Origin of the sequence: Salinicoccus kekensis (assembly GCF_900220995.1) — a bacterium.
Lineage (GTDB): Bacteria > Bacillota > Bacilli > Staphylococcales > Salinicoccaceae > Lacicoccus > Lacicoccus kekensis.
In genome coordinates, this window is record NZ_OBQF01000002.1 from 39,110 (window position 1) to 60,735 (window position 21,626).

The window sequence follows — 21,626 nt, forward strand, 5'->3', positions numbered from 1 at the left end:
AGCCTGGATCCCGGGACAAGGTTGCGATTCCGGGGTCGCTTTTCGCAAGGCCGGCCTGGATTCCGGGACAAAGTTGCGATTCCGGGGTCGCTTTTCGCAAGGCCGGACCGAATTCCGGGACAAGGTTGCGATTCCGGGGTCGCTTTTCGCAAGGCCGGCCTGAATTCGGGACAAGGTGGCGATTCCACCGCTCCTGCAGACAGCACAAAGCCCACTTGTATTAAAGTACAAGTGGGCTTTATTACGTTGAAGATCGGTATATCATCGGTTCAGCCAATTCTTCGCTTCCTCGGCGACTTCCTGCGGCAGGCTGTGGCCGTTCACCCATGTGTGATGCACATCCGCACCGCGCTCCTTGAAGATTTCGACCACTCTTTCACTCTCGTCCTCAGGTACAATCGGATCGCCTTTGCCGAGGGAGAGGAACACTTCCGCGCCGCTCAGATCTTTCTTGTTGTCCGAAAGATCCACCGGATATAACGGTGCAAATAGCAGTGCTTTTTTGAAGTCCGCTTCCTCCCGCAGCATCATGTTGATGGCGATGTTCGAACCGTTGGAGAATCCGATCGGAATCGCATCTTCTGTCTTGAAACCGTATTTCTCCGCGGAATCTTTAATGAAGTCGAGCAGCTCCTGTCCTCTGAATTCAAGGTCTTCAAGATCGTACTGCCCTTCCCCATGGCGTTTGAAGTAGCGGTTCATCCCGCCTTCCCGTACATTCCCGCGGATTGAGAGGATGCTGTATTCATCATTCAGCATCTCCGCAAGCGGAATCAAATCGTGTTCGGTGCCTCCAGTACCGTGAAGTACCACGAAAACCGGTGCGCCTTTTTTACCTTCTTTAAAAATGTGCAACATAAAATATTTCCTCCTGAATTTCTATTATTTCCTGCGTGTCGTATCAAATATTTTGATCTGTGCTTCTATATCTTCCCTTTTTGGCTCCAAAAACGGCGGCAGCGCCAGTGACTCGCCCAACGTCTCGTAAGGTTCATCATCCATGAAGCCCGGCCCGTCCGTCGACAGCTCGATCAATATATGACCGACCCGAGTATATAATGCGCCAAAATAAAACCGGTCCACAATGCCCGAATGTTTCAGGCCGAGGTCGTCATATCTCTCTTTCCATCCGGCAAGTGCGTCATGATCCTTCACCCTGAAAGACACATGATGCACTTCGCCGTAACCCTGCTTTGCAGACTGGCCGGGGTCTTTATGGACGATGACCCGGCCGCCGTTGCCTCCTGCCCCGACTTCCAGCAGGACGGCATCATCCTCTTCGGCAACGACTTTCATACCGTAGATTTCCTTCAGGCTGCCGACGAATTTATCCTGGTAGGAAATCGAGATTTCAATCGGACCGAGTCCGTAAATCGCCTTATCTTCCGGGACAGGACCACCCTTCCACGGAATCCCGGCCGGTATGCCCTCATCCTCTTCATCGGAAAACAACCGGTACCTCTGACCGTCCGGCTCTTCGAAAGGCAGCACCTTCCTGCCGAATAAATCCCTGATGCCTTCATGCTTCACATCGAACTCACCGAAACGCAACTTATAATACTCAAGCGCTGCATCATCCGGGACCCGGAGGCCGATCCGGGTAATGGCATTAGAGCCCCGCTCGCCTTTCTTTTTATCTGGAAAATCAAAGAATGTGAGATCGGTGCCCGGATTTCCTACGTCATCAGCGAAGAATGTATGGTAAGTGTGGATATCATCCTGGTTGACCGTCTTTTTGACAAGACGCATCCCAAGGATATTGGTCATGAAATGATAATTCCTGACGGCATCATCCGTCATCGCCGTCACATGATGAATGCCCAGCAATCGGTTGTCGGACATTGGAAATCACTCCTTCCATCAATAAAATCATTGTATCTCGATTTCGAGATACAATTCAAGGACGATACTCAGACTTATTTAGTCTGAGCCGTTTCCATAGTAATTTTCTTAAGCGTCTCCCTCAAGATCGACAGTTCCCCATCGGTCAGGTGACTGAACAATTCAGTGATCAATTCCGCATGCGGCGGGAATATTTTCTCCATCAGCTCCCTGCCCTCATCTGTCAATGTGGCGAAGCTGATGCGCCTGTCTTTCGTATCCGGGCGCCTTTCTACAAAACCTTTCTCGACCAGTTTATCGACCACGTAAGTCGTGCTGCTGCTGGCAATCAAAATTCTGTTGCGGATATGCTGTATCGGCTGGTCCCCTTTGTTGTATAATAGTTCCATGACGGCAAATTCCGTGATGTTGAGGCCATGCCGCAAAGCATCCCGCTTCACATGACGTTCCAAATATTCATTGGTACGCTTGATACCGATGAATGCTTTCAAAGACTCCTTCGTCCGATCCATTGTCTCACCTTCTATCGCGAACTAAAATTATTTCGATTTCGAGATAATTTTATCCCTTTTATTTGATGAAGTCAATCAATTAGCACATCACTTTAAAGAAATGAGGTCTTTTGATGATTACCCTTAATATTATATACCAAGCCCGGGAGCGGGTTAAACCTTATATCGTGAAGACACCCTTAATCCGGCTGCAGAACCTGGATGAATATGCCGGATGCAAAGTGTACGCGAAGCTTGAAAACATGCAGAACACGAAGGCGTTCAAGCTCCGGGGCGCGATGAATAAAATCCTGAGCCTCGACGAGACGGAAAAGGAGGCAGGCATCATCTGCTCCTCTTCCGGCAACCATGGCCAGGCCGTGAGCTATGCTGCGAAACTCCTCGGAATAAAGGCCACCATCGTGATTCCGGAGACCGCTCCGAAGTTCAAAGTGGAAGCAATCAGGCAGCACGGGGCCGCCACCGAATTCTGCACGGTCGATGACCGCTTCATCGTGACGGAACGACTGGCTGAAGAAAATGGCTACACGATCGTCCCGCCGTTCGAGGATGATCTCGTCATGGCCGGCCAGGGTACTGCGGGACTTGAGATCATGGAAGAAGAGATCCCATTCGATCATGTACTGGTACCGGCAAGCGGCGGCGGCCTGATCGGCGGCGTGTCCACGGCATTGAAGGAATCCGGATTCGAAGGGAAAGTGCATGGCGTCGAACCTGACAAACTGCCGAGATACACGAAAAGCCTGGAAGCAGGAGAACCCGTACAGCTTGAATCGAAGAAGACGATTGCCGATGCGCTGGTCGTCAACCGTCCGGGAGATTTGAACTTTGAAGTCGTGCAGAAACACGTCGACGGCTTTCTGACCGTATCAGACGAAACGATGCTGAAGGCGCAGAAGATCATGCTGATGGAAGGCAAGATCCTGGCAGAAGTCTCATCATCCATCGGGCTCGGTGCGCTCATCGACGGCAAACTCGATGTCGACAAAGATGATGAAGTCTGCCTCGTTGTTTCAGGCGGAAACCTCGGATTCGAACAGCTCGAATTGCTTGAGGAAATTGAATATTGAAATCATGCCCGGCCAACCTTATGTTGGCCGGCTTTTTATTTGAATTCGTATAAATTTTGAGGTTCCCGTGACTTATATGATTTCAGCACTTAAATTCGCATAACTTCCAACTTTCCTCAGACTTATACGAAACGCCATATACCGATCTGCCTTCTTCTAATGGGTTTTCCAGCAATCCACGGCCGCATCGAAAAAATGTTTGACTTTCCCGTATATAGTGTATATATTAAGTATATACACTATGTAAGGTGGAGGTGTTCAAACTGAACATTAAAATATCAAATACGATGGACGTCCCCATTTATGAGCAGGTCAAGGATGAAATCATCCGCCTCATCATGAGTGGTGAACTCGGGCCCGGGGATGCGCTGCCTTCCATGCGGCGGCTCGCCAAAGACCTCGGCATCAGCATCATTACAACAAAGCGGGCTTATCAGGATCTGGAAGGTGCGGGCTACGTCCATTCCATCGTCGGCAAAGGGACTTACGTCAGTGAACAGAATACTGAACTTCAGAAGGAACGCATTTTAAATGAAATCGAAGGCCATATTGAAGCGATGCTCCTGGCATCACGGCAGATCAACCTCTCCAGAGAGGAACTGGACGAGATGATTTCAATAATCGAGGAGGATATGACATGACAGCCATCCAACTGAAAAATGTCAGCAAAACCCAGGGCAGTTTCCAACTGAAGAACATCGACCTCAATATCGAAAGAGGTTTCATCACCGGGCTGATCGGCGAAAACGGAGCCGGGAAGACTTCACTGATCCACCTGATCCTCGGGCTCAAAAAGCCGGATGCCGGGGACATATCCCTCTTCGGCGATCACGCCGTGGAAGCACACAGGGAAGCGCTTTTGAACCGGATCGGCTTCGTCTTTTCAGAGGACAGGTTCCCGGAGAAAATGACCGTCCCCCAGCTGAAAAAGATATTGAAACGCTTCTATGAAGATTTCAATGCGCCGCAGTTCGAACATTACATCAGGAAATTCAAAATCAGGGAAAAACAAAAGTTTAAAAACTACTCCACCGGTGAGCGGATGAAACTCTCAATTGCGATCGCGCTCAGCCACAATGCCGAGCTGCTGGTGCTTGACGAGCCGACATCAAACCTTGACCCGAACTTCCGAATCGAGTTTTTGGAAATACTGCAGGCGCTTATGGAAGATGAAAACATGACCATACTGTTCAGCACGCATATCACATCCGACCTCGATTCCATCGCCGACTACATCGTCATGATCGATGAAGGAAAAATCGTCTTCCATGAGGAGAAAGATCTTTTATTGGAAAAGTATAAAAAATTAAAAGGCCCCGTCGAAATACTGGATGCACAAACGGAAGACCTGCTCACCGGAATAAAGAAAACCGCCGTCGGATTCGAGGCGATATCGGACGAACACCGGGCACTCGAGGAATTATACGGCTCCCAAATCCTGACGGAGCAGCTCCGTATAGATGAACTGATGCACCATCTGAAAAAAGGAAAGGATGTCTGACTATGGATAAGCATTTTTATTTGAAACTGGTCTACTCCAAATGGACGCTGATTTTCACGGCAATTGTCATCGTTTTGAACCTTGCATCCGCCCTGCTCCTGAATCCTGACACTGCCGGTCTGATGCCGGTGCTGAACCTTGCGAATCTGTTCATCGTACTTTATTTGACCGCCAATTATATGAACGTGCACGTGCTTATGACTTATAATAAGAGCCACGAATTCTTCATGGCGCTCCCGGCAAATAAAAGAGATATCATCCGGACGGATTATATCTTCCATATATTCATGACGCTGCTGTCGATTTTCGTCATCTTCACATTCAGCCTCGTCCAGGACGGGTTTCATCACTTGTTCGGGATGATCATGATCACGGGCGTCAACCTGCTCATAGCGAGCCTTTACTACACATTTTTTGCGGCGGAATGGTTTAAAAATGTGAACATCATGGTTGCACTCTACCTTGTACCGATGGGATTCACTTTCATGTTCTACTACATGCCGATGCTGAACCTTCTCGGCGCCGACCTGTCGACGATACCGCAGTGGGAATTCATCCTGTACACACTCCCCTATTTCGTGCTTGCGGCAGGAATCCTCACCTTCGCCGTCACCTACTTCACCGCACAGAAGCAGGCAGCGAAGAGCGACGTCATTTAAATCCAGTGCGCACAGATAATCTGTGCGCATTTTTGTATGTAAACCGTCCTTTCATTATGGGATAATTAAATTGATTAAGGGGGTGCAAGATGGAAATATTAATTAAAAAAATAACAGAAATAGTTAACTCATCAGAGGGGTCATTCTTTATTGGAGTTTCTGGTCATGGTGCTTCAGGAAAAACCACCTTCTCCAAAAGCCTCTGTGAGGCTCTCTATGTGGATTATAATCTTCTGCATACAGACTCCTACATCATTGAAAATCATCATCTTAGCAATACATATGCCTGCTATGAGACGCAAGGAAATATTTCGAAATCTAAAATTACTGCATGCATGCCGATACGGCATGAATTGAACAGTCTGGCAAGGGACATTGAATTATTAAAAAAAGGGCATGATCTCATAACAATAGATAAGCCATGGGATTCTGCGAGGATATTGAAGGGTTCTAAAAAAGTGACAATTGTTGAAGGGATGTCAGTTGCGTTTTTGGAGCCATTCGCCTTTAATTTTTCCATATATATTTATACGGATTCCAAAACCGAGCTCAGCCGAAGAAAGAAAAGAGATGTTGAGGACCGTGGACGAGATTTGGAATCATTGATTAATGCACAATCACATAGGCGTGATCAGTATGATTTATTTATGCATCCATTGAAAGATAAGTTCGATGTCATCGTGGACAACTCGGACGACATGTTCAAAATAATAAAATCAAATTTATAAGAGGTGATTCACATCAAGCAAAGACCGAAACTGGATATTCCTAAAACGGCTGCAGAAAAATTCGCAAACATCATCGGCTACAGCGTCTTCATCGGAGGTTCGATCTATGTCATCATCAACTTTCCTTCGCTCCCTGCAGAGATACCGATGCAATTTGGCGCGGACGGTGAAGTGAACCGGTACGGCTCGCCGTATGAAATGATCATCCTGCTCGCCCTCCCATTCATACTCATACCCGGGCTAGAACTCCTGGAGAGATTTCCGCAGGTTCATAATTATCCCCTCCGGATGAATGAATCAAATGCGGAAGCCTTTTATTTGAACAGCAGAACGATCTCGAACTTTGCCAAAAATGCCTGTCTGATCATTTTTGCGATTGTTTTCATTGAAATCACGAATTATGGCCTCACCGGCACCTCCACCTTCGGACCATTACTGCTTCCATTGATTCTGATCCTCGCCCTCGGCCCCGTTTTTTGGGGACTGTGGCAGCGGTGGAAAATAAAGTGATTCCTGCCGATTGATCACATGCCGCGAAGCCTGTATTTCTATGTAGTTCATGGCATGAAAAGCACTTTCATGCTATGAACATCGTGCCTTTATCGTTTTCATGGCATAAAATGCCCTTCGCTGCCATGAAACCCGGGTTTGAAGAGCGTTCATGGCATAAATTATCTTCTCCTGCTATGAACGCTTCAAATCAGGTCATCCCGTGGCATATACTACTTACGCAACACAAAAAAGCACAACCCGTATGGGTTGTGCTTCTGGATTTCATTACGCTTTTTGGACTACGATTGCGTCGTCTACGACATTGGCGATGACTTTGCCGACATTTTCCTCTTCCAGGATGAGGTCTGTCAGCTGGTCTTCGATTTTATCCTGGATGACACGTCTCAGCGGTCTTGCGCCGAATCGTTTGTCATACCCCATCTTGACCAGTTTTTCCTTCGCTTCGTCAGTCACTGTCATTTCTATTTCATTTTCCTTGAGCATTTCATTCAGCTCATCAAGCATCAGGTCGACGATGACAAGCAGGTTGTCTTCTGAGAGTTCGTTGAAGTTGATGATGGCATCGAATCTGTTCAGGAATTCAGGTTTGAAGAAGTCGCTCAAGTTTTCCAGAGTTGAAACGGCGTCACTTTCGTTTTTGCCGAATCCGACACTGTTTGTGTTCACTCCGGTGCCTGCGTTGCTTGTCATGATGATGACGGTCTCTTTGAAGCTCACCATTCTGCCATGGGAGTCTGTCAGATGGCCGTCCTCCATGATCTGCAGGAACATGTTCTGCACATCAGGGTGTGCTTTTTCGATCTCATCCAGCAGGATGATGTTGTACGGGTTGTGTCTCACTTTTTCAGTCAGCTGACCCGCTTCTTCGTGGCCGACATACCCCGGCGGTGAACCGATGATCTTGGACACACTGTGTTTTTCCATGTACTCACTCATATCGAGTCGGATCAGGGATTCGCGTGTACCGAACAATTCTTCAGCAAGTGCCTTCGTCAGTTCGGTCTTACCGACACCGGTCGGACCGACGAAAAGGAAGGAACCGATCGGACGGTATTTGGATTTCAGGCCTGCCCTTGAACGGCGCACCGCTTTCGCGACTTTACCGACAGCTTCAGCCTGTCCGATGACTTTTTCCGCAAGGTTGTTCTCAAGTTCACGCATCTTGGACTGTTCGTCGGACTGCATCTTCGTTACAGGGATGCCCGTCTTTTCTTCGACAATCAGCTGGACATCCGTGACGTCCACATCGATGACTTTTTCAGTGTCTGCAGACTGTGATTTCTCAAGCTGCTTTTCAAGCTGCATTTCCTGATAGCGCAGGTTTGCCGCTCTTTCATAATCTTCAGCTTCCGCGGCGGCTTTTTTATCGCCCCGCACTTTTTCAAGCTGTGTCTCGATGGAGTCGGAATCCTTCTCCGCATTTGCGAGGTTCAGTCTTGAACCGACTTCGTCCATCAGGTCGATCGCTTTATCCGGAAGGAATCTGTCCTGGATATAGCGGTGTGACAAGTTGACGAATGCCTGCACCACATCATCTGAGTATTTCACTTCATGGAATCTTTCATATCTGTCTTTGATGCCGTTTAAGATCTGGACCGCTTCATCAAGCGTCGGCTCCTTCACCGTGATCGGCTGCAGACGTCTTTCAAGTGCAGCGTCTTTTTCGATTTGACGGTACTCTTTCAATGTCGTCGCACCGATCAGCTGCATCTCACCGCGTGCAAGCGCAGGTTTTAAGATGTTGCCCGCGTCCATCTGCGAGCTTTCAGCAGTGCCCGCTCCCACGATCAGGTGGATTTCATCGATGAATAAAATCACGTCGTCACGCTGTTTCAGCTCTTCGATCAGCTGCTTCATGCGCTCTTCGAACTGACCGCGGATGCCCGTGTTCGCAACAAGGGAAGCGACATCGAGGATATAGAGTTCTTTATTCATCAGTTTTGTCGGCACGTTGCCTTCGACGATCTTGACTGCGAGACCTTCTGCGATCGCCGTCTTACCGACACCGGGCTCACCGAGGAGGACCGGGTTGTTCTTATTGCGTCTGTTCAGTATTTCTATGACGCGCTTCACTTCCTGATCACGGCCGATGACCGGATCAATTCCGTTTTGACGCGCCTTGTCGGTGAGGTTCGTACCGAGCTGATCGAGAAGGCCGTCTTTCTGCGGCGCTTTAGTGTGTGTCTGCGCCCCTGCTTTATATCCACCATTTGACTGGTTGAAGTTGTTGAATTCCTGTCCACCGAAGCCGTTTCCGCCAAAGAAACTGTTCGGGTTCATTGTTTTTGATTTCATTTCCTGGAAGCATGCATTACATAGATGTACCTGCATTTTTTGATTATTTATATTCATCGCCAAGTTGACATTCGCATCATTGATACCACAATTTTGACATTTCATGGTTAAATGCCTCCTTTTTTTGGATTCATAAATAGTCAAGTTCTTGACTTTGACTATCTTTGACTATAACTATATTATACACCGTTTCAGGAGAAAATCAACCCGGATGCTCACACTTTTTAATATCCTTCAAACCCTTGGTGCTGCTGGCTTTGTTTCATTATTATCTACCCGGAAAGGCATATTTTTCAAACATATTGCCCTTCACTGTGCCGTTTGATTTTTCGTGTTATAATCAGAGGTGCTGATGCAGAAAATATGATTGAGGAGTTTATTATGTCTTTCAAATTGACTAGAAAAACGAGCTGGTTCGGCAGTGCCACCGGCATGGATGTATATATCGACGGGGCGGAGGCTGAAAAGATCCACCGTCTTGAAGAAAAGCATTACGAGCTGCCGAAGAAACGCAAACGTGCGACTTTGACGGTCAGCCAGCAGGGCATGAAAAGCAATGCACTGGAAGTCGAAACAGGCGACGATGTGGTGATCAAAACGAATAAGAAGTACAGCCGGATCTTCACGGCATTCTTCGTTGCGCTGATGGCGGTCATATTTTTCATAGATGACTTCCTCACCTCCACCGCCTTCATCGTCTTCCTCGCCATGGCGGTCTTTTATTACCTGTCCAAGATCGACGGGTTCATAATTGAAAAAGTGAATGATAAATGAAAAAACGTCCGGGGGATCCCGGACGTTTTTCAGTAGTCGACCAATGTGACATATGTGAATGCGATCACGGCCATCACCGTGAAGCATACAACGTAATATTTCCATGCATTCTTTTCATCTTTGTCCGGCAGCCGCTGCAGGATCGTGCCGATCGCACCGCCGCCGATCAATGCCACCGCAATCGATCCGAGCATCCTCGGGAAGCTGTAGAAGGTGATGACTTCCATGATGATGTAGAGGAAGCCGAATAAACCCACTCCGAGCAATGCCGATATTACATATTTCATCGTGTTCTCGTTCCTCATTTCCCTCTCTCCCGTTTCTTGTAATTCTTATTGAAAAAATCGTATTTGAGTATGTAATCGAATAATATCCTGATCACGATGACCCCGCCGATGATGGTGAGCGGGATCAGCCATACCGGGCGGGCGTAAAACCATTCCGATAAAAGCTGGGTCACCATCAGATATGATACGACCACCCATACCACTCCGAGTATGAGCGATGTTTTATTGATCCTGTCCATCTGTCAATTCCTTTCATTCTTCTGTTTCCGTCACTTCCAAAAACTGCTGGATCAGTTCATATGTGAGCATCGGGTCATCCGCCTGGTTCGTCGTCCCGACGATGTATGCATCAAGTCCCTCGTTGTAAAAGGCAAAGCTCCCGGTGATCCCGGCATGCCCGGTCAGCGGGTAAAGCTGCAGCACCGGTATCTCCTCCGCCACATCAAACTTCATGACGCCGCTGCCGTACTGGTGGAACAGGAACTGGATGTCCTGCATATCCTTTTCGATGAACACGGTGTCGAACATCTCCCCTTCGAAAAATGCTTTCGTGAATGTGAGGAGGTCGGATGCGGTGCTGACGATGCCGCCGCTTGCCCGCATATTTGCAAGGATCGGCGTGATGTCCGCAGGCTCCCCGTCGACCGCGACCGGCGGCACTGCATCCGCGTCATCCGCAAATTCCGTATCTGACAATCCGAGCGGTTCGAATATATAGCTTTCATATTGGGATTCCAGTGTCCCGCCGGATGCCCGTTCGATGATCTCACCCAATATATCATAATTGATGTCTGCATAATAGGCACCTGTGCCGTTGATGAACCTGGCACCCTTGCCTTTGGCGTCGTCCAATTTGGATTCGAAGGTGAACGTTTCCCCGTTATCGATTGAATCCTCGACCAAGGTCAGCCCTTCCGCTTCGCTCTCCGCGTAGGCCGGGAGGCCCGTCGTGTGGGTAAGCAGCTGGCTGATGGTGATGCTCCCGCTGTACTCCATCCCATCATATATATGAAGGCCCGAGTATTCCTCAGGTGTGAGATACATGTCGATCGTATCATCCATGCTGAGCATGTCCGCCTCGATCATCTGGAAGATGACGCTTGCCGTGAACATCTTCGTGACACTTGCGATGCTGATAGGTGTGTCAAGATCCAGATTGCCGGAAGCAGCTGCCGTCAATTCACCGTCATTCTCAATCATGAATACGGCACCATGCAGCGTGTCGTAATCGATCCGTTCAAAAATCAGATTTTCGATCTGTTCATCTTTTTCAAGCGATTCCAGCGGTATGTAATCCGTCATTTCCTGATGCGGCAGGAATCCGATGATCAGAACCGACAGCATCATATTCAGACGGCGCGTTAAAAATTTCAAATCAGACACCTCTTATTCCTGTTCTTCCGGTGATCATCAGTGAGGCACATCTCTTCATCACATTATATAGGAAACCGTGCGATCCATCATTAAATTAAAGCCGATTCCACAAATAAAACCCTCCGTGAAGGAAGGTTTTATTTTACATGGTGCTGTAGGCCTGGACCAGGTCCTGGAAATAAAGATAGGAATACGTCGGGAAATCCGCGCTGATGGTGAAGAACAGATCACCGTTGCTGTAGACGATGGTATCGCCGAGCGCGTAGACATAAAGCCCGAGCGTATTGTCATCCGCATCCACGGGGATCAAAGCCTGCGTAATCGTTGCTTCATTGATCAGCATCTCACCGACCGCGAACACCTGCGGATCATGGTCGTCTGCGAGGTCGTCCATCGATATCACATCCCCAAGATCCTCGGCATTCGGCGTACCGGAGAGGTCCAGCTCGTAAAACCCCGGGGCAATCGAAGAATGGATGAGGTGATCATCTTCATCGAAAATGAAAGTCATGTCCGCCATGATGAACGGCTCCCCGTTTTCGTGGGCCAGCTCATCGTCCGGGAAATGATAGATCATCAAAGTATGCCCGTTGCCGAGATCCATCGAGTCCGGTTCAATTTCCATATCAGACATCAGTTCCTCAACCTCGGCGCTTGAAGAACCACTGCCTTCCGGAATAAAGACATCTTTAAGTGTGTATTCTTCAGTCATTTCCTGATACTTCTCCCAGACCGCCTGTCCGGTCTCGTTGGTGAACGTATCATCCTTCACCAGACCGAAAGCCGCTTTATCCGCACTCGCAGCGGCGATGTCGACTTCCTCTTCAACGGTTTCAACCTCGACTTCGGCCAAATCCGCTTCGGCAGATTCCGTTTCTTCTGACGTATCGTTGTCCTCTTCCGCAGTTTCCGGTGAAGCCTCGTCCACCTCCGTACTCTCCGCTTCCTCCACAACAGCATCCTCTTCATCATTGACCGCTTCTTCCGTCTCATTTGCGCTACAGGCAGCAAGCAGTGTGATACCCATAAGCAACAGGAATTTTCTCAGCATAGACGATCCCCCACCCTCATATTGTAAATATACTCATTTACATTATACTCCTTATTCCTCAGGGTAGGGGTTTTTATTTGAATCCAGATTTTTTTCGCAACCTTCTCCCAAATTCAGCGCCAACCTTGCGTCCTCATTCTTAAACACAATAATAAAAAACCGGACACCACAATGGTTTCCGGTAACATCTTATCTGATTTCCACGCCGAGATGGTCGGCCAGGCGGTACAGGGCCACGATCAGCGCTCTTTCATGAACTTCCTGGTCGATGCCTTCCGGCACATTACGGCATGTCACGAAGACTTCCGTTTCATTCCCCTGCCCGATCATCGTCCATTCCTGCTCCATAATCTCCTGGAAACTTTCGTCATCTGTATCAAATTCCACGGTGAAGATGACGCGGTTGTAGGGCTCCAGTGTTTTGAAGACACCCGTGTAGCGGTCGATATTATCCACAGTTTTCCCCGCCGCCTCCCGGTCATTGTATATCAGGTTGACGGTGAACATCCCGCCTTCGACGGCATCGAAAGCTTCAATTTCCATCGTCATATCGTGCGGGGCCATCCATTTCTTGAAGGCTTCCTCTTTTACGAACGACTGGTAGATGCTTTCCTGCGGTGCACCAACCAGGGCACTGGCCTTATCAATTCTCTTTGACATGCAATTCCTCCTATTCCGCTTATCACACGGTTATCTCTACCCTATTTCAGCCAGCCTTTTTCAATTGCCTTCGATATGGCTTCGATCCTGTTTTTTGCATCGAGTTTATCCAGCACGATTGAAATGTAATTTCTCACGGTGCCGTTCGATAGGTTGAGGTTTTTCGCAATGACTTTCGTCGGCTCACCTTCAGCCAGATGCTGGACGATTTCCTGCTCCCGCTTCGTCAGCGGGTTATCCAGCTCGAATGCCACATCAATCAGTTCCGGCGAGTACACCCTTTTGCCGTCCATGATCTGCCGGATGGCGTCGGCGAGCGTCTCACTCGGGCTGTCCTTCAATAAATACCCGCGCACATTGGCCTTCTTCGCCCGCTCGAAATATCCGGGCCTTAAAAACGTTGTCAGTATCATCACTTTACAGTCTGTGTCCTTCAACTTCTCGGCCGCTTCAAGGCCTGTCATCACCGGCATTTCTATATCCATGAGGCAGACGTCCGGTTCCAGTTCTTCGACCAGTTTCAATGCCTCTTCGCCATTCACTGCTTTGCCGACGACTTCCAGATCATCCTCCAGATCCAGCAGGGAACCCAGGGCGCCGAGCAGCAGGTTTTGATCTTCCGCAAGCACTATACGTATCATTTATCCTTCCTCCCTTTCCTTTAGTATTTTCGGCACCGAGACATTGATTTCGAACCCTTCAGGCGTCTGGGTGATATGCATCTCACCGCTCACAAATGCGAGCCTCTCCCTCATACCGTCCAGGCCGTTGCCGTTGAGAAATTGCTTGTTACGGGTGCCGTTATCGGATACTTTCAGCAGAAGATCCCTTTTCGATTCGGATAATTCTATGAAGCTGTAGTCTGCCCCGGCATGTCTGATAACATTGTTGACGGCTTCTTTTAAGCACATGCTCAGTATATTTTCACTCAGCTCGGGAATCTTACCAATTTCTGCATCCACCGTTATTTCATGGTCTATGCCTGCCGTATCGAGTATGTCCCCCACCCTTTCCAGCTCTTCAGCCAGCCCATTATGCCTCATATTACCGATCAGTTCCCTCACTTCTTTCAGTGCCTGCCTTGAAGTATGGTGGATATCTTCCAGCTCATTTTTCGCTTTCACAGTATCTATATCAATCAGTTTCGATGACAGTTCACTTTTCAAGCCGATCATCGACAGTTTCTGACCCAGTGTATCATGAAGGTCACGGGCGATCCGGTTGCGTTCATCGGCAATCGCAAGCTCTGCGATCTTCTGATTTGCATCCGCAAGCTGGTCTTCCAACTCTTCAGTCTGGATACGGCTCCGTTTGCCGATCGGAATCAAAATGACGCCGAGCACCGTCATGATCAAAAATGGCAGATGGCTGATGAATAAAGAATAGTCGCCGATGAAACCGACCACCATCGCGGCGATCGTCGTTACAAGGTGGATCACATACATGGATATGAACCCCGCCCTGTTACGTATGATGCCTACATAAAATGCGATGAATAAGGCGAAGTATACATATCCAAATAAATAAGTCATGATGATGTTGATGACGAATTCAATGCTGAGACCGATATATATTTTCGGTCCCTCCACGTTATACGTCAGCCAGAACACCGCGAAAAACAACGCGGTGGCCACAACGCCGAAGACGATTTCAAGTGATGATGTCGAACGGAATATGAAGTAGAAAGGCAGCACACAGAAGACGATCCATATATATAAACTGAGTCCGGTATTTTTGGCGAAAATATGATACCAATCTCTCATTGTACTGCCTCCCTTCATTTTATTTGTTTAATTATATCAGTTTATGAGTCATTTAAATATTATAAAAGACCCTCCCACAATATATGGAAAGGTCTTTTAAAGTTCTATTGACTCGTCTGTTGTCGTTTCATGCCGTTCTCAGCGACACGCTGCTTCAGTTCCCTGAACGTGATGAATTTTTTATGGTCTTCATCGAAGAGCCTGAACTTGATCGACTCGAGGCTTGTCTTCAAAGTGATCGTCGTCGCCTGATGAAGCGGCGGTGTATTTTCATGCGCCTCTTCAAGATGGTAGTTCGGAACCCTCGGCGCCAGATGATGGACATGGTGGTAACCGATGCTTCCCGTCATCCACTCGAGCCATTTCGGCAATTTATAGTAGGAACTGCCGTCGACTGCCGCTTTGACGAAATCCCATTCCGATTCATTTTCAAAATAGGAATCTTCGAACTGATGCTGGACATAGAACAACCAGATACCCGCCATTCCGGCGATGTAGATGATCGGCAGCTGGACCATCAGGAGGACATGCCACCCTAAAGTGAAGCCGATTGTGAGATAAGCTGCAATCAATATAAAAGTGATCAGGTGCGTATTCAATCGTTCTTTCCTTTTCGCTGCCTTACGGTTGAAACGGTTGGCACTGAGGAACAGGTGAAGCGGCCCGAGACCGAATAATACGATCGGGTTACGGTACAATCTGTACTGCAGTTTTTGCCATCTGCCTGCTTCCTCGTACTCCTTGACCGTCATGACCCATATATCGCCGATGCCCCGCTTATCGAGGTTGCCACTCGTTGCGTGGTGCATCGCATGTTCGGTTTTCCATCTGTCAAAAGCGAAATGCGTGATGACGCCGGTGAATGTACCGAAAAAGTTGTTGAGCTTTTTATTTTTGAAAAATGAGCCGTGCGCACAGTCATGAAAAATTATGAATGAACGTATCATGAAACCTGCAGCAAGAATGCTGAATGGCAGACTCAGCCAGAATGAAACACTGAGTGCCTGGTATGCCAGGAACCATAATAAAAAGAATGGCACGATTGTATTGAGTAATTGTATGATGCTTGTCTTTGTTTGAGATTTTGCGTAGGGCATGACCGACTTTCTCAGTTCCGCCTGCTTCTGTTTAGTCATTAAAAACCATCTCCCTGTTTTCTATTCATCTATAATTATATAGTGCGCACGGGAAAGCGGATAGACAAGTTTGTCAGCAATAATATATGACATTTGTCATACCGGCGATGAATTTTAAGGAAATGGTTATCAAAAGTGTAAATAGGGGTATGGAAAGATAACTCAAGCAGGAGGTATTCATTATGAAATATGGTATTTCAATCACTTTAATCATTGTCATCGTCTTTGTACTCATTATTTTGATGAATAATTAAAAAAACGGCAGTCGGGGTTCCCCGGCTGCCAATTGTCATTTATATGGACTTTTATTTTTTCGATTTACCGATGCCTTTGAAGACCATCCCGATGATGATGGCGATGATCACCGTGGCGAGACCGAATATCAACAGTGCATTCATATCTCCGCACTCCCTTTCGTGAGTCTTTTCTTATTGATGTACCTTTTTACGGAAAAGATGAAACATCCCCGGCTGCTCATCACTTTCCGGATTCATGGCTGTTGCTGATTACTTTAATCTGAAGCGGTTTGATGCTCCCTGCTGCGATGATGAACACTGCAGCAACCACGACTGCAACCCAAAAGTTGAAAAGATCGAAGTACGAAGATGCAAACATCAAAAGTAATATGACCGGCATGGCGTAAAGCAGGTAATTCGCCAGCGGCGCATTCGATACTTCGACGATATCGCCCCGCTTCACCTGCCTGGCCGCACCCCTCGACATGATGTGCTTCACTTTCAGTTCGGCCGTTTCATCTTCAAGTCCGATTTCAGATGAACCGCTGCCAAATATCGAAGCTTTTTTCTCTCCGTCCATGTACACTTCAAGCTCCGTCCACTGCGTGTTCAGCCTTTCTTTTTTCCTGATCACTTTCACCGTCATGAATCATACCCCTTTTTCTTACTGTTCCCCACGACTTCGATCTGGTAGGTCTTCATGAAGAAATCGATGAGGAACGTGATGCCCACCAACGGGAGGAAGAAGATGAGTGACGGCCAGTATTCGATGTTGATGATCATCAACAGTCCCGGGGCGAGCGCAAAAAACAGCGCGATGAACTGCAGGATATAATGGAGCTTCCTGCGGCTGAGCAGGACGATGTCCCCATCCCTCACCGGGACCGGCTTCACCCTTTCGAATATGGGCTCGAGGCCGATCTCCGCCGTTTCAGCCGGCAGAGCGACCGTCGTTTCCTCTCCCTTTTTTATCTTATCCACCTCTTCACCATTGATTGTAATGATGAGCGGCGTGACCGAATCGATCTTGTTGTATTCCCGCTTCACTTTGATATCCATTGCTGACTCACCCCTTTCCTATGTAACCGGCTTTAGTGTCCTCAACCGGATGCAGTTCGGCGTGCAGGTCGTTCTGTCTGGATTCCCACTCAAAATCCGGATGGAAACATGTGCATGTGCTGTTCCGTCAGGATACCCAACCTGATTCCGGACGCAGCTTGACGTGCAGGTCACTCCGTCCGGATCTTCATCCAAAATCCGGATGGCGCACAGCATGCAGGGCTCTCCGTCAGGATACCCAGCCTAAATCCGGATGGCGCACGACTTTCGAGCCGCCCTGTCCGGAACTTCATCCAGAATCCAGATGGAGCCACGCACACGCGCCCTCCTGTCAGGATGCCCACCCTAAACCCGGACACAGCCACACTTCTGTACGCCTCTGTCCGGAAACACGCTGTACTCACGTCTTTCCGCTCTCATGCGGCGGCTTCGGCCGGGCGCTTTCATAATTGATGACGCCGCCGTATTCTTCTTCCGCTTCTTCACGTTCGTGTGCAACCGCCCGCCTGCTTTTTTCAGCTGCGAATATGTTTTCGAGCACTTCGACTTTAAAGGTGTTCGAATATTTGGCCGTGATGATGACCGATAAGACAATCGGAAATAAAATCCACAGGCCGAAATAGTCATATATCGGGAACATGACCGGCAGCAGCAGTATCGATATCAGCAAGGCGTAGAGTATATAGTTCACCCACGTGTGCCGGATCAGGACGACGTCGCCGTTCTTCACGGTGACTTTATTGCTCAAATCGAACACTTCATTATAATTGATGCTGAAAAGCGCCCCTTCACGGTGCAGGTCGATGGTCAGCTCTTCTTCATTCCTGATTTCTGCGAACCGCTTGTCGTCCAGCTTGAAATGTACGGATTTCCAAAATCCAAAAACACCGGTTTTCCTCACAACCCGTATGCTCATCTTTTTGTCCATCATATCCACTGCCTTTTTACAGGTTACTTTCATACTACCATTATACCCAATATCCGTGAAACCGTTTTTACTATATGAATAAATTTCTCCAGCACCAGAAATTGTGTTTACTTTTGCATTTTACTGTATTATTATGAATATTATCTTATTTTTGAAGGAGGTTTTACAATGGAAATAACTGCTTCCAAAGAAGTGCTGGGTCAGATGTTCGGCAGCCTCGAATCCGTATACCCTGAAATGATAGAAGTCAGAAGGGATTTTCATATGCATCCGGAGCTCTCTTTCAAAGAAGTGCGCACACCGCGCATCATTGCAGAACATTTGAGATCCCTTGATATTGAAACTCATGAAAACGTCGGCACGAGCGGTGTCGTCGGCATACTGAGGGGTGCGCATCCCGGGCCGAGCGTGGCACTGCGTGCAGACTTTGATGCGCTGCCGATGAATGACGAGAAAGACGTGCCTTACAAATCGACGGTCGAAGGCGTCGCACACGCATGCGGCCACGATATACATACAACCGCCCTGATGATGGTCGAACGCGTACTTGTACAGTACAAGGACCAGCTGAACGGGAATGTCGTCTTTATACATCAGCATGCAGAGGAGCAGCCGCCGGGCGGTGCATCCGAAATCATCGCCTCGGGCCTGTTGAAGGACGTCGACTTCGTCTACGGTGCGCATGTCTGGGACGAAGGTGCACCGGGTGAGATCGGCTTCACCGAAGGTTATGCCATGGGCGCAGGTGATAACTTTGAAATCACGCTTCACGGCGACGGCGGCCATGGTGCCATGCCGCACACTTCAAATGATACTCTGGTCGCCGGCTGCCAGCTCGTCGGCAACCTGCAGAATATCGTGAGCAGGCACCTCGATCCCCAGAAATCGGGCGTCGTCACCGTCGGCACGATCAGGTCCGGCGATTCACATAACGTCATCCCGTCAAAGGCATACATTGCAGGAACTTCCAGATGTTACGACGATGAGACGAAAAGCATCATGCGAAAGTCGCTTGAGCACATTTCAAAAACGACCGCAGACCAGTTCGGCGTCACAGCCGAAGTCGTCTTCGCGGAAGGGTATGATGCCGTCTACAACCATATCCCCGAGACTCAGAAATTGAAATCACTCGTGGATACCCATGTGCCTGAACTTACAACGCGTGAAAAGCCTCCGGCACTCACGGCTGAAGATTTTGCGGATTATTTGAAGGAATTCCCAGGCACCTTCTTTTTCGTCGGTGCACAGAAGTCTGATGCAGAAGCGAACTACACGCTGCATCATCCGAAATTCAATCCGGACGAACGATCGATGGCCGACATCGGGAAAGTGTTTTTGACTGCAGTATCCCACCACCTGCTCGGACTGGAGGCCGCCAATGACTGATCAATCCAATAAAAACCAGTTGCCGAAGAAGAAATGGGAGATGCCGGATACGTACGTCATCGTATTCCTCGTCCTGCTCTTCGTCACCGCCGCAACATATTTCGTACCTGCCGGCATGTTTGACCGCGAAGAGATTGACGGTGTGGAGCGCGTCATTTCGGGCTCCTTCAGTGAAGCCGCACAAAACCCTGCAGGATTCATGGATGTGTTCCTTGCGATCCAGACCGGGATGGTCGATTCTGCCGGACTGATTTTCCTTGTACTGTTCGCAGGCGGCATGTTCGAAGTCATTGAACGCTCGGGTGCCATCAGGGCCGGCATGCTGTCGACGATTTCCACCATGAGAGGTAAGGAGTTCCTGATGATTGCAGTCATCACCATCCTGTTCGCACTCGGCGGCGCCGTCGGTGCGCTTGCGAACTCCGTCATACCGTTTGTCGCGATCGGTGTCATGCTTGCCCGCGCCTTGAAGCTCGATGCAATCGTTGCGGTCGCCATCACGTTCAACGCGGCGTTCATCGGGTTCACCGCCGGGTTCCTGAACCCCTACACCGTCGGCATCGCCCATAACATCGCCGATGTGCCTTTATTCTCGGGCATGCTTTTCAGGGTCATCGCATTCGTCCTGTTCGTCGGCATATCGATATGGTATACATGGCGCTACTGTAAAAAGATCATGGATGACCCCGAAAGGAGCCTGATGGGCGTCCTTGAACCGGAAGCGGATGATCCGGAACTTGATGATACATTCACCGCAAGGCATAAGCTCGTGCTCGGCTGGACGGCCGCCGCACTCGCATTCTTCGTGTTTGCCGTGGTCCAGTTCCAGTGGACGACCGACCATATGGCCGCATTCTTCATCATCATCGGCCTCGTCGCCGGGGTGATCGCCGGGATGAACTACAACACGTTGACACTCACATTTCTGGAAGGGTGTAAAAAGCTCGTATACGGTGCACTGATCATCGGGCTCGCCCGTGCAGTTCTTGTGATCATGGAGAATGCGAACATACTCGATACGCTCGTGAACACGCTTGCGACCCCTCTGGAAGCACTGTCGCCGGTGCTGACTGCGATCGGGATGTTCGTCATCAACTCGATCTTCAACTTCTTCATCCCTTCCGGCAGCGGCCAGGCAGCAATCATGATGCCGATACAGGTCCCGCTTGCGGATATGATCGGCATCACGAGACAGGTGACCGTGGTCGCCTTCCAGTTCGGGGACGGTCTGTCGAATGCGATCTACCCGACATCCGGACCGCTTATGGCCAGCCTTGCGGTCGCTGCGGTGCCATGGCTGAAATGGGCGAGATGGTTTCTGCCGCTGTTCCTCCTGCTGTCGCTCGCATCAATCATACTTTTGACGGTCGCCGTGTACTTCAACCTCGGACCCCTGTAAATGATTGTGCATGACATGTATTTAAAAACCATATAAAGGGTATATATTGGAAGAAGAACGCCAAAGAGTGGAGGTCTGCCATGAACGCTCAGGAAAAGAAGATTTATGCGCTTGCCGGGGAAAAAGACGAAGTGATCGTTTTGGCACCGAGGAAAGACAAGTCTTTTGCCAAGCTCTCGATCAAAAGCTTCGAGAACATGCCTTTCACTTCAAAATCGGCCCTGGCTGCGAGGGTGAGGAAAAATTCATACTTCCTCATCAGGAACGATGAAAAAGCGACTCTATATTCAGTGGACGACAGCCTGTATTATGCCAGTTATGACGTGACCGAAGAAGTTAATGCCTCGCCCGACCCGTATTCCTTCGTATTCATGGGGTTCAAATTCAAGTTTCATAAAATACTCTGATGAAAAATGCCACCGCAGCATTTTGAGGCCGCCCCTCAATCTGCAC

General features: G+C 48.8%; 25 protein-coding genes. 10 read left to right on the top strand and 15 right to left on the bottom strand.

Annotated elements, in window-relative coordinates:
- Positions 1–261: 261 nt before the first annotated feature.
- From CRN96_RS04995 to CRN96_RS05005, 3 genes are all read right to left on the bottom strand, one after another.
- Positions 262–858: an alpha/beta hydrolase gene (locus CRN96_RS04995; protein WP_097039791.1), complete on the bottom strand. Its 597-nt coding sequence runs from the start codon at positions 856–858 to the stop codon at positions 262–264.
- A gap of 24 nt (positions 859–882) precedes the next feature.
- Positions 883–1,842, bottom strand: a complete 960-nt coding sequence (locus CRN96_RS05000; RefSeq protein ID WP_097039793.1) for a ring-cleaving dioxygenase — start codon at positions 1,840–1,842, stop codon at positions 883–885.
- A gap of 74 nt (positions 1,843–1,916) precedes the next feature.
- Positions 1,917–2,354, bottom strand: coding sequence for a MarR family winged helix-turn-helix transcriptional regulator (locus CRN96_RS05005; RefSeq protein ID WP_097039795.1), 438 nt, complete (start codon positions 2,352–2,354; stop codon positions 1,917–1,919).
- A gap of 167 nt (positions 2,355–2,521) precedes the next feature.
- On the opposite strand from CRN96_RS05005, the gene CRN96_RS05010 reads away from it, so the two are divergent.
- The 6 genes from CRN96_RS05010 (at position 2,522) to CRN96_RS05035 (ending at position 6,822) form a co-directional block, all read left to right on the top strand.
- Entirely contained in the window at positions 2,522–3,424 is a 903-nt protein-coding gene (locus CRN96_RS05010; RefSeq protein WP_245844552.1) for a threonine ammonia-lyase, read from the top strand.
- Positions 3,425–3,687: 263 nt separating this feature from the next.
- Positions 3,688–4,065: a GntR family transcriptional regulator gene (locus tag CRN96_RS05015; RefSeq protein WP_097040341.1), complete on the top strand. Its 378-nt coding sequence runs from the start codon at positions 3,688–3,690 to the stop codon at positions 4,063–4,065.
- Positions 4,062–4,925: an ABC transporter ATP-binding protein gene (locus tag CRN96_RS05020; RefSeq protein WP_097039798.1), complete on the top strand. Its 864-nt coding sequence runs from the start codon at positions 4,062–4,064 to the stop codon at positions 4,923–4,925. The genes CRN96_RS05015 and CRN96_RS05020 overlap by 4 nt, the downstream gene beginning before the upstream one ends.
- Positions 4,926–4,927: 2 nt before the next feature.
- A complete protein-coding gene (locus tag CRN96_RS05025) occupies positions 4,928–5,584 on the top strand; it encodes an ABC-2 transporter permease (RefSeq protein WP_097039800.1) in 657 nt (218 codons plus the stop codon).
- A gap of 89 nt (positions 5,585–5,673) precedes the next feature.
- Positions 5,674–6,312, top strand: a complete 639-nt coding sequence (locus CRN96_RS05030) for a uridine kinase family protein (protein WP_097039802.1) — start codon at positions 5,674–5,676, stop codon at positions 6,310–6,312.
- Between the two features lie 3 nt (positions 6,313–6,315).
- A complete protein-coding gene (locus CRN96_RS05035; RefSeq protein WP_097039804.1) occupies positions 6,316–6,822 on the top strand; it encodes a DUF1648 domain-containing protein in 507 nt (168 codons plus the stop codon).
- Positions 6,823–7,089: 267 nt separating this feature from the next.
- Here CRN96_RS05035 and CRN96_RS05040 read toward each other — a convergent pair whose 3' ends face one another.
- Complete coding sequence (locus tag CRN96_RS05040) at positions 7,090–9,225, bottom strand: ATP-dependent Clp protease ATP-binding subunit (RefSeq protein ID WP_097039806.1); 2,136 nt, start codon at positions 9,223–9,225, stop codon at positions 7,090–7,092.
- Between the two features lie 288 nt (positions 9,226–9,513).
- Between CRN96_RS05040 and CRN96_RS05045 the strand changes: the two genes are divergently transcribed.
- Positions 9,514–9,894, top strand: coding sequence for a hypothetical protein (locus CRN96_RS05045; protein WP_179647109.1), 381 nt, complete (start codon positions 9,514–9,516; stop codon positions 9,892–9,894).
- 29 nt (positions 9,895–9,923) lie between these two features.
- On the opposite strand, the gene CRN96_RS05050 is transcribed toward CRN96_RS05045, so the two are convergent.
- From CRN96_RS05050 to CRN96_RS05100, 11 genes are all read right to left on the bottom strand, one after another.
- Positions 9,924–10,199 (bottom strand): hypothetical protein, encoded by a 276-nt coding sequence (locus CRN96_RS05050; protein ID WP_097039809.1) that lies wholly within the window; start codon positions 10,197–10,199, stop codon positions 9,924–9,926.
- On the bottom strand, positions 10,196–10,420 hold the full coding sequence (locus CRN96_RS05055; protein WP_097039811.1) for a hypothetical protein: 225 nt from the start codon (positions 10,418–10,420) through the stop codon (positions 10,196–10,198). The genes CRN96_RS05050 and CRN96_RS05055 overlap by 4 nt, the downstream gene beginning before the upstream one ends.
- Before the next feature lie 13 nt (positions 10,421–10,433).
- On the bottom strand, positions 10,434–11,555 hold the full coding sequence (locus CRN96_RS05060) for a serine hydrolase domain-containing protein (RefSeq protein WP_097039813.1): 1,122 nt from the start codon (positions 11,553–11,555) through the stop codon (positions 10,434–10,436).
- A gap of 142 nt (positions 11,556–11,697) precedes the next feature.
- Entirely contained in the window at positions 11,698–12,606 is a 909-nt protein-coding gene (locus CRN96_RS05065; RefSeq protein ID WP_097039815.1) for a hypothetical protein, read from the bottom strand.
- Between the two features lie 189 nt (positions 12,607–12,795).
- Complete coding sequence (locus CRN96_RS05070; RefSeq protein WP_097039817.1) at positions 12,796–13,266, bottom strand: SRPBCC domain-containing protein; 471 nt, start codon at positions 13,264–13,266, stop codon at positions 12,796–12,798.
- 41 nt (positions 13,267–13,307) lie between these two features.
- Positions 13,308–13,907 (bottom strand): response regulator transcription factor, encoded by a 600-nt coding sequence (locus CRN96_RS05075; RefSeq protein ID WP_097039819.1) that lies wholly within the window; start codon positions 13,905–13,907, stop codon positions 13,308–13,310.
- The gene (locus CRN96_RS05080) at positions 13,908–15,029 is read right to left on the bottom strand and encodes a sensor histidine kinase (protein WP_097039820.1); all 1,122 of its coding nucleotides are present in this window, start codon (positions 15,027–15,029) and stop codon (positions 13,908–13,910) included.
- Between the two features lie 104 nt (positions 15,030–15,133).
- A complete protein-coding gene (desA, locus tag CRN96_RS05085; RefSeq protein WP_097039822.1) occupies positions 15,134–16,165 on the bottom strand; it encodes a Delta(5) desaturase DesA in 1,032 nt (343 codons plus the stop codon).
- 477 nt (positions 16,166–16,642) lie between these two features.
- Positions 16,643–17,047, bottom strand: coding sequence for a hypothetical protein (locus tag CRN96_RS05090; RefSeq protein ID WP_097039824.1), 405 nt, complete (start codon positions 17,045–17,047; stop codon positions 16,643–16,645).
- Positions 17,044–17,460, bottom strand: coding sequence for a hypothetical protein (locus CRN96_RS05095; protein ID WP_097039826.1), 417 nt, complete (start codon positions 17,458–17,460; stop codon positions 17,044–17,046). Before CRN96_RS05095 ends, CRN96_RS05090 begins: the two co-directional genes overlap by 4 nt.
- Before the next feature lie 400 nt (positions 17,461–17,860).
- Entirely contained in the window at positions 17,861–18,388 is a 528-nt protein-coding gene (locus tag CRN96_RS05100) for a hypothetical protein (RefSeq protein WP_097039828.1), read from the bottom strand.
- A 168-nt stretch (positions 18,389–18,556) separates the two neighbouring features.
- On the opposite strand from CRN96_RS05100, the gene CRN96_RS05105 reads away from it, so the two are divergent.
- From CRN96_RS05105 to CRN96_RS05115, 3 genes are all read left to right on the top strand, one after another.
- A complete protein-coding gene (locus tag CRN96_RS05105) occupies positions 18,557–19,774 on the top strand; it encodes a M20 metallopeptidase family protein (protein WP_245844553.1) in 1,218 nt (405 codons plus the stop codon).
- The gene (locus CRN96_RS05110; RefSeq protein WP_245844554.1) at positions 19,767–21,173 is read left to right on the top strand and encodes a YfcC family protein; all 1,407 of its coding nucleotides are present in this window, start codon (positions 19,767–19,769) and stop codon (positions 21,171–21,173) included. The genes CRN96_RS05105 and CRN96_RS05110 overlap by 8 nt, the downstream gene beginning before the upstream one ends.
- 80 nt (positions 21,174–21,253) lie before the next feature.
- Positions 21,254–21,580, top strand: a complete 327-nt coding sequence (locus tag CRN96_RS05115; RefSeq protein WP_097039829.1) for a hypothetical protein — start codon at positions 21,254–21,256, stop codon at positions 21,578–21,580.
- Positions 21,581–21,626: the final 46 nt, after the last annotated feature.

Bases quoted from the DNA above. Each gene is read 5' to 3' on its own strand.
- CRN96_RS04995 (WP_097039791.1), bottom strand. From the start codon at position 858: ATGTTGCACATTTTTAAAGAAGGTAAAAAAGGCGCACCGGTTTTCGTG.
- CRN96_RS05000 (WP_097039793.1), bottom strand. From the start codon at position 1,842: ATGTCCGACAACCGATTGCTGGGCATTCATCATGTGACGGCGATGACG.
- CRN96_RS05005 (WP_097039795.1), bottom strand. From the start codon at position 2,354: ATGGATCGGACGAAGGAGTCTTTGAAAGCATTCATCGGTATCAAGCGT.
- CRN96_RS05020 (WP_097039798.1), top strand. From the start codon at position 4,062: ATGACAGCCATCCAACTGAAAAATGTCAGCAAAACCCAGGGCAGTTTC.
- CRN96_RS05025 (WP_097039800.1), top strand. From the start codon at position 4,928: ATGGATAAGCATTTTTATTTGAAACTGGTCTACTCCAAATGGACGCTG.
- CRN96_RS05030 (WP_097039802.1), top strand. From the start codon at position 5,674: ATGGAAATATTAATTAAAAAAATAACAGAAATAGTTAACTCATCAGAG.
- CRN96_RS05040 (WP_097039806.1), bottom strand. From the start codon at position 9,225: ATGAAATGTCAAAATTGTGGTATCAATGATGCGAATGTCAACTTGGCG.
- CRN96_RS05050 (WP_097039809.1), bottom strand. From the start codon at position 10,199: ATGAGGAACGAGAACACGATGAAATATGTAATATCGGCATTGCTCGGA.
- CRN96_RS05055 (WP_097039811.1), bottom strand. From the start codon at position 10,420: ATGGACAGGATCAATAAAACATCGCTCATACTCGGAGTGGTATGGGTG.
- CRN96_RS05065 (WP_097039815.1), bottom strand. From the start codon at position 12,606: ATGCTGAGAAAATTCCTGTTGCTTATGGGTATCACACTGCTTGCTGCC.
- CRN96_RS05070 (WP_097039817.1), bottom strand. From the start codon at position 13,266: ATGTCAAAGAGAATTGATAAGGCCAGTGCCCTGGTTGGTGCACCGCAG.
- CRN96_RS05075 (WP_097039819.1), bottom strand. From the start codon at position 13,907: ATGATACGTATAGTGCTTGCGGAAGATCAAAACCTGCTGCTCGGCGCC.
- CRN96_RS05080 (WP_097039820.1), bottom strand. From the start codon at position 15,029: ATGAGAGATTGGTATCATATTTTCGCCAAAAATACCGGACTCAGTTTA.
- desA (WP_097039822.1), bottom strand. From the start codon at position 16,165: ATGACTAAACAGAAGCAGGCGGAACTGAGAAAGTCGGTCATGCCCTAC.
- CRN96_RS05090 (WP_097039824.1), bottom strand. From the start codon at position 17,047: ATGACGGTGAAAGTGATCAGGAAAAAAGAAAGGCTGAACACGCAGTGG.
- CRN96_RS05095 (WP_097039826.1), bottom strand. From the start codon at position 17,460: ATGGATATCAAAGTGAAGCGGGAATACAACAAGATCGATTCGGTCACG.
- CRN96_RS05100 (WP_097039828.1), bottom strand. From the start codon at position 18,388: ATGGACAAAAAGATGAGCATACGGGTTGTGAGGAAAACCGGTGTTTTT.
- CRN96_RS05105 (WP_245844553.1), top strand. From the start codon at position 18,557: ATGGAAATAACTGCTTCCAAAGAAGTGCTGGGTCAGATGTTCGGCAGC.
- CRN96_RS05110 (WP_245844554.1), top strand. From the start codon at position 19,767: ATGACTGATCAATCCAATAAAAACCAGTTGCCGAAGAAGAAATGGGAG.
- CRN96_RS05115 (WP_097039829.1), top strand. From the start codon at position 21,254: ATGAACGCTCAGGAAAAGAAGATTTATGCGCTTGCCGGGGAAAAAGAC.